The organism is Flavobacterium sp. (assembly GCF_043756175.1).
Classification (GTDB): Bacteria; Bacteroidota; Bacteroidia; order Flavobacteriales; family Flavobacteriaceae; genus Flavobacterium.
Window position 1 is genome coordinate 46,738 of record NZ_JAYURN010000030.1, and the last position, 6,074, is coordinate 52,811.

Below are 6,074 nucleotides of genomic sequence, written 5' to 3' on the forward strand. Positions count from 1 at the left end.
TCTTAAAACTTTTATTGAAATTTATTTTTGCTGCTAAATTATTTCTGCACTCAAACCCGCTTCAAGTAGGGAAGAGCATTGCGGTTTTAGCTCATCAAAAGTTCCTGTTTTCACAACACATTTGCCTTTATAATGCACAAGTAATGCACATTGTTCGGCTTGTAATTCGTCGTGATTGCAAACTCTAATTAAAGTATCAATAACATGATCGAAAGTATTTACATCATCGTTAAATAATACAATTTCGTTGTTTATCCCTACCGATTCTAGAACATCAGTTGCTACTTGTGTTTTTTCTATTGTTGCCATTTTTTAGGACTTTAAGACATTTGAATTTAAAATTTTAAGACTAATTTACATATTTTAATGATACCCAATTGTTTCGTTCCAGTTTTTTTACATAAATTAATCCCTTTTCGGTACAACAAGCGTCTATAAAAGGAATGTCCTCGGTATAAAAACCACTAAAAAGAATCGTTCCTTTAGGATTCAGACAATCTACATAGGCTTGCATATCGTTTAGCAAAATATTACGATTGATGTTAGCAATAATCAAATCGTATTTTTTTCCTTTTAGCAAAGCAGCATCTCCTTCGTAAACCGTAATGTGTTTGCAATTATTACGTTCTGCATTTTCGATAGAATTCAGGTAACACCAATTGTCAATATCTATTGCATCTATTGGATGAGCGCCTTTCATTTCGGCAAGAATGGCAAGAATCGCTGTGCCACAACCCATGTCTAAGGTTTTCATTCCGGTAACATCTATTTCTAATAAATGCTGAATCATCATGTGTGTCGTTTCGTGATGTCCAGTTCCAAAACTCATTTTTGGCTCGATAATAATATCAAATTCTGCATTGGTTTTTGGATGAAAAGGTGCACGAACGTGACAATTTCCATCTACATCAATCGCTTCAAAGTTTTTTTCCCATTCTTCGTTCCAGTTTACTTGCTCAATTTCTTCGAAAGTGTAAGAAATCTTGAATTCTGGATTTTCTAAAATAGAAATATCTTCAAGAATATCAGCTGTCCAAAGTGATTTTTGTACAAAAGCTGAAAAACCAGTTTCTGTTTCTATGAAACTCTCAAAAGCTTTTTCGCCTAATTCGGCAATAAGAATTTCTGAACCTAGTTCTTTTGGCTCGATCGAGAAGTGATAACCTAAATATATGTTTGACATGGTAATTTTTATTTTTGCAAAGGTAAGAATCAAATTTTAAATCTGGTGTTAATCTAAAATCAATTGCATAAAAACAGAATCTAACCAACGATCGAATTTGTAACCTGATTCCTTAATGATTCCAACGGTTTTGAAATTAAATTTCTCATGAAAAGTAATACTGCTTTGGTTTTCAGAATCGATCACGCCAATCATCGTGTGCAATTTTTGGGCTTTTGCCAAAGAAATTAATTCTAATAACAGTAATTTACCTATTCCATTTCCATGAAAATCTTTATGTACATAAACCGAATGTTCGATTGTAAATCGATACCCAACTTTAAATCTGAATGATCCATAAGTCCCAAAACCAACAATTTTGCTTTCTTTTTCTGCCACAATAAAAGGGAAGTTATCTTCCTTTTTATTTCTCAAAATAGAGATTTGTTGTTCTAATGTTCTAATATCATAATCCCAAATAGAGGTTGAGTGTAAAATTTCATGATTTACAATTTCTAATACTGAAGTCATGTCTTCAATTGTTGCAAAACGGGTAGTTATTGACATACTTTTTGTAGCGTTGTGTGTTTTAAATTTACTGTTTTTATTTTTTATTGAAAATAAAAACAGTAAATTTATGGTTATGAAGTTAACTAACCTATCTAAAATATTAATAATTTTATACTTTATAAATCTTTTTTTATATAGTATTTCTTCTTTAATAGGAATAGAGGAATTAAAAATATTTTCTTGGGCAATAAGAATTCCAATTTTAATTATTTTATATTTTATAACTTCAAGAAAAATACAAATACTCTACGTTGTTGCTTTGTTGTTATATCAATTAGCTACTGTTTATTTTTATCTTGATACGCCATCAGGCTTTATTTTTGCTACCTTGTGTTCTGTATCTTTTAAAATTTGTTTGGTCATCTTAATTCTAGATTTGGTAACAAAAAAAAACAGATTGACTTTTGCAATAGCTTCGATTCCTTTTTTTGTTTTTTATTTATACATTATCGAAATTGTAATTTCATCATTAGGAGAGGTTTATTTTATATGGATTATAAATGCATTTTTAACCTCATTTATAGGAGGGGTTGGAATCATTAATTATCTGAATAATTCAGATAAAAAAAGCTTTTGGCTACTTATAAGTGGTGTTTTGTTTGTTGTTCAAATAGGAGCCTTTTTTGTAAATAAATTTTACATAAAAACCGAATCAATATATCAAATTGTGATATTATCGTTTGCCATTTCTCATTTCACTTTTTATAAATTTTTGATTTTAAAAGAGGAAGAAAAATATGTTAATTAGCTTTCATATTTGTAACTTTGGTTCTTTGAAACCGCCATGAAGAAATTTTTCTTCCTGTAAAATTGAAAAAGCGGTTCCTGACAACCAAATTTTAAATACTTTTCGGAAGAAACTAAAAAAATGATTTACCCAAAAATACCTTTAGCACAAAGTATCATCGAAATTTGTAAAGCTAAAGGATTATGCCATATTGTAATTTCTCCAGGTTCACGCAATGCGCCGCTCACTATTGGTTTTACAAATAATCCAGAATTTACCTGTTATAGCATTGCCGATGAGCGATGTGCCGCATTTTTCGCACTAGGTATAGCACAACAATTGCAAAAACCAGTCGCTGTTGTGTGCACATCAGGATCTGCATTACTTAATTATTATCCTGCCTTTGCTGAAGCTTTTTATAGCCAAATTCCACTAGTGGTAATTTCTGCCGATAGGCCACAAAATAAGATAGATATTGGTGATGGGCAAACCATTCGTCAGGAAAATGTATTTGCTAATCACAGCTTGTACAATGCTAATTTAGTTGAAAAAGCATCGGAAGAAAACGATGCTAAAATTCAAAAGGCAATACATTTTGCTGTGACCAAAAAAGGACCAGTTCATATTAACGCTCCTTTTGAAGAACCTTTGTATGAGACAGTTGATACAATTTCTGTTAATACTAAAATGATAGATTTTGATACAAAAAATAAGGAATTAGAAAAATTAGATTTTTTTGTAAACCAATGGAATAAAGCTGAGAAAAAATTAATATTAATTGGTGGTTGCGATCCAAATTTTATCCAACAATCTATTCTAGATGTTTTAGCAAATGATAATTCGGTGGTTGTAATGACCGAAGTCACATCAAACGTGCATCACGCTAATTTTATTACCAATATAGATACGATTATAACACCATTTACTGATGATGATTTCATCAACTTTCAACCAGAAATATTAGTAACTATTGGCGGAATGATAGTTTCTAAAAGGATTAAAGCATTTCTTAGAAAATACAAATCGCAAGAACACTGGCATATCGATGCCTTACGTGCATATGATACTTTTGGTTGTTTGACAAAACATTTTGAAGTTTCGCCAAATGTGTTTTTTAATGAACTTATCCCAAAAATAATTCCTGTAGAAAGTGATTATTTGAAAAATACTTTAGAAATAAAAAAAGTAAGAGCCCAGAAAACCGAAATCTATTTAGAAACAATTCCATTTTCAGATTTTAAAGCTTTCGAAATTATATTAAAAAATTTACCGAAGTATAGTCAATTGCAAATCAGTAATAGTTCAGCAATCCGTTATGCACAATTATTACCTATAGATTCTAATATAGGAGTATTTTGTAATCGTGGTACAAGCGGAATCGATGGAAGTACATCGACAGCCATTGGAGCTGCATTAGCTTCAGGCAAAGAAACGATTCTCATTACTGGAGACATTAGTTTTTTGTATGATAGTAATGCATTATGGAATAATTATATTCCTAAAAATTTCAAAATAATCTTACTAAATAATGGTGGTGGTGGCATTTTTAGAATATTACCAGGACATGAAGAAAATGAAACCTTTAATACGTATTTTGAAACTACGCATCATTTAACAGCAGAATATCTTGCTAAAATGTATGATTTTGAATATGAAAAGGCTTTTGATGAAAAATCATTAAATGAAAACGTAGAAATCGTACTAAATGTTAAGAAATCGATAATTTTAGAAGTGTTTACACCTACAAAAGTTAATGATTCGATATTATTGAATTATTTTAAGAATTTGACTTGATTTTTTTTAAAAAATATAATAAAATCTATTATATTTGATTTTAAAATAACACAACAAACTATTATTATGAGCAAAAGAGACGAACTTATTGCTGTTTACGCAGCAGACTTGAAAGAAAAATGTGGATATACTGCCGATATGGCTTTGTTAACAAAAGTAACTGTTGGTTGCGGACCATCTATTTACAATAAAGATGCAGCGACAGTGGCAGGAAGCCAACAATCTGAATTAGATACGGTGAAAAATAATTTCTTAATTAAGAAATTAGGTTTAAAAGACGGTGCTGATTTAGATAATGGAATCGAAGCTGTCATGGAAAAATATGGTAAGTCTAACAAGAATAAATACAGAGCAGTAGTTTATTATTTACTTGCAATACATTTCAAAAAAGAAAGTGTTTACAACAAATAGTAATTAGTTTTCCTATATAATATAAGCGTTTCAGAAATGAAACGCTTTTTTATTGGAACAACTTCTAAACTTTGTACCTTTGCCACATTAAGAAAATAGAATAAAATGATTGAAATAGGAAAATACAACACGCTAACGATACTTAGAGAAACTAAAGTCGGATTATATTTAGGTTTGCCCGAAGAAAATAAAGATCCAAGTAAAGACATCTTATTGCCTATAAAATATATCCCGAACGAATTTGAAATAGGCGAGGAGCTTATCGTTTTTGTATATTTAGACCACGAAGAAAGACCAGTAGCTACAACATTAGAACCTTATATTTTGTTGAATGAATTTGCACTTTTGCGTGTAAATTATGTAAACCAAGTAGGTGCATTTATGGACTGGGGAATGGAAAAAGATATTCTAGTTCCGTTTAAAGAGCAAGCAAGACCGATGGAAAAAGGAAAACGTTATTTAGTTTACCTTTATATGGACGAAAAAACAAACCGATTGGTAGCCTCTAGCAAAACCAATCAGTTTTTAAATAATGATAATATCACGGTCGAAAACGGGGAAGAAGTAGATCTAATCGTTTCTCATATCACCGAAGTAGGGATTAATGTGATTATCAATGAAAAACACAAAGGATTACTTTACAAAAATGAAGTATATGATGATTTGCGAACTGGAGACAGAATTGTAGGCTACATAAAAAACATTCGCCCAGACGGAAAAATAGATGTATCGGCAACAAAATTAGGTTTCGAAAAAGTAGAACCAAGTGCACAGGTTATTCTCGACGAGCTAAAAGCAAGCAGAGGTTTTCTTCGTCTAAACGATGATTCTCATCCAGAAGATATCAAAACAGTCTTGAAAATGAGTAAAAAAACATTCAAAAAAGCCATTGGGACTTTGTATAAAGAAAAGTTGATTGAAATAAAAGAAGACGGAATATATTTGGTAAAAGAATAAAAAACAAAAAATGCCAACTTTAATAATCAAGGTTGGCATTTTTCTGTCTATTTCTTTTCAAAAATAGACGATAACATACGTAAAGTGATAATAACATGCTTTACTAAAATCAAAAAATTAAATAAACTTAACTAGAATAATTTCTTTCAATGTAGAGCAAACTCTATTCTTATTCTAATTTTTTTGTACTCTGTCTTTTAAACAACTCTCCGGAGCTGCCACAATGTAAAACCAATATTCGCTTTATTGCCTGTGGTTTAGTTATAAATATTAAAGATTGAAGCGATTATTTCTTGCTTATCGAATCTTTTGGTTCAACCATAGGGGCTACTGTATCAGTAACTATACTATCTACAACTTCTGGAGTTATTTGCTCTGTGGTAATTTCCTCAGCTGGTGTTTCTATTTCTTTTTTACAACTTGCGAAAAAGATACCAAATGCTAGAGCGACAA

7 protein-coding genes are annotated in these 6,074 nt (G+C 30.6%); 4 read left to right on the forward strand and 3 right to left on the reverse strand.

Going from position 1 to position 6,074, the window contains the following annotated elements; all coding sequences use genetic code 11:
* Positions 1-33 precede the first annotated feature (33 nt).
* From ACH2BP_RS01765 to ACH2BP_RS01775, 3 genes are read right to left on the reverse strand one after another with little or no spacing between them, the layout of a single operon-like run.
* The gene (locus ACH2BP_RS01765; protein ID WP_395056410.1) at positions 34-309 is read right to left on the reverse strand and encodes an ATP-dependent Clp protease adaptor ClpS; all 276 of its coding nucleotides are present in this window, start codon (positions 307-309) and stop codon (positions 34-36) included.
* Between the two features lie 40 nt (positions 310-349).
* Entirely contained in the window at positions 350-1,183 is an 834-nt protein-coding gene (prmA, locus tag ACH2BP_RS01770) for a 50S ribosomal protein L11 methyltransferase (protein WP_395056412.1), read from the reverse strand.
* A gap of 48 nt (positions 1,184-1,231) precedes the next feature.
* Positions 1,232-1,729 carry a GNAT family N-acetyltransferase gene (locus ACH2BP_RS01775; RefSeq protein WP_395056414.1) on the reverse strand — a complete coding sequence of 166 codons (498 nt, stop codon included), beginning with the start codon at positions 1,727-1,729 and terminating at the stop codon, positions 1,232-1,234.
* A 76-nt stretch (positions 1,730-1,805) separates the two neighbouring features.
* Here ACH2BP_RS01775 and ACH2BP_RS01780 point away from each other — a divergent pair, with 76 nt between their 5' ends.
* The 4 genes from ACH2BP_RS01780 to ACH2BP_RS01795 all read left to right on the forward strand — a co-directional run bounded on the left by ACH2BP_RS01780 (position 1,806) and on the right by ACH2BP_RS01795 (position 5,621).
* Complete coding sequence (locus tag ACH2BP_RS01780; RefSeq protein ID WP_395056416.1) at positions 1,806-2,480, forward strand: hypothetical protein; 675 nt, start codon at positions 1,806-1,808, stop codon at positions 2,478-2,480.
* Between the two features lie 120 nt (positions 2,481-2,600).
* Positions 2,601-4,253 (forward strand): 2-succinyl-5-enolpyruvyl-6-hydroxy-3-cyclohexene-1-carboxylic-acid synthase, encoded by a 1,653-nt coding sequence (menD, locus tag ACH2BP_RS01785; protein ID WP_395056418.1) that lies wholly within the window; start codon positions 2,601-2,603, stop codon positions 4,251-4,253.
* Positions 4,254-4,319: 66 nt separating this feature from the next.
* The gene (locus ACH2BP_RS01790) at positions 4,320-4,664 is read left to right on the forward strand and encodes a DUF2853 family protein (RefSeq protein WP_395056420.1); all 345 of its coding nucleotides are present in this window, start codon (positions 4,320-4,322) and stop codon (positions 4,662-4,664) included.
* Between the two features lie 105 nt (positions 4,665-4,769).
* Positions 4,770-5,621 carry a S1 RNA-binding domain-containing protein gene (locus ACH2BP_RS01795; RefSeq protein WP_395056422.1) on the forward strand — a complete coding sequence of 284 codons (852 nt, stop codon included), beginning with the start codon at positions 4,770-4,772 and terminating at the stop codon, positions 5,619-5,621.
* The last annotated feature ends 453 nt before the right edge of the window (positions 5,622-6,074 follow it).

Bases quoted from the DNA above. Each gene is read 5' to 3' on its own strand.
- ACH2BP_RS01765 (WP_395056410.1), bottom strand. From the start codon at position 309: ATGGCAACAATAGAAAAAACACAAGTAGCAACTGATGTTCTAGAATCG.
- prmA (WP_395056412.1), bottom strand. From the start codon at position 1,183: ATGTCAAACATATATTTAGGTTATCACTTCTCGATCGAGCCAAAAGAA.
- ACH2BP_RS01775 (WP_395056414.1), bottom strand. From the start codon at position 1,729: ATGTCAATAACTACCCGTTTTGCAACAATTGAAGACATGACTTCAGTA.
- ACH2BP_RS01780 (WP_395056416.1), top strand. From the start codon at position 1,806: ATGAAGTTAACTAACCTATCTAAAATATTAATAATTTTATACTTTATA.
- menD (WP_395056418.1), top strand. From the start codon at position 2,601: ATGATTTACCCAAAAATACCTTTAGCACAAAGTATCATCGAAATTTGT.
- ACH2BP_RS01790 (WP_395056420.1), top strand. From the start codon at position 4,320: ATGAGCAAAAGAGACGAACTTATTGCTGTTTACGCAGCAGACTTGAAA.
- ACH2BP_RS01795 (WP_395056422.1), top strand. From the start codon at position 4,770: ATGATTGAAATAGGAAAATACAACACGCTAACGATACTTAGAGAAACT.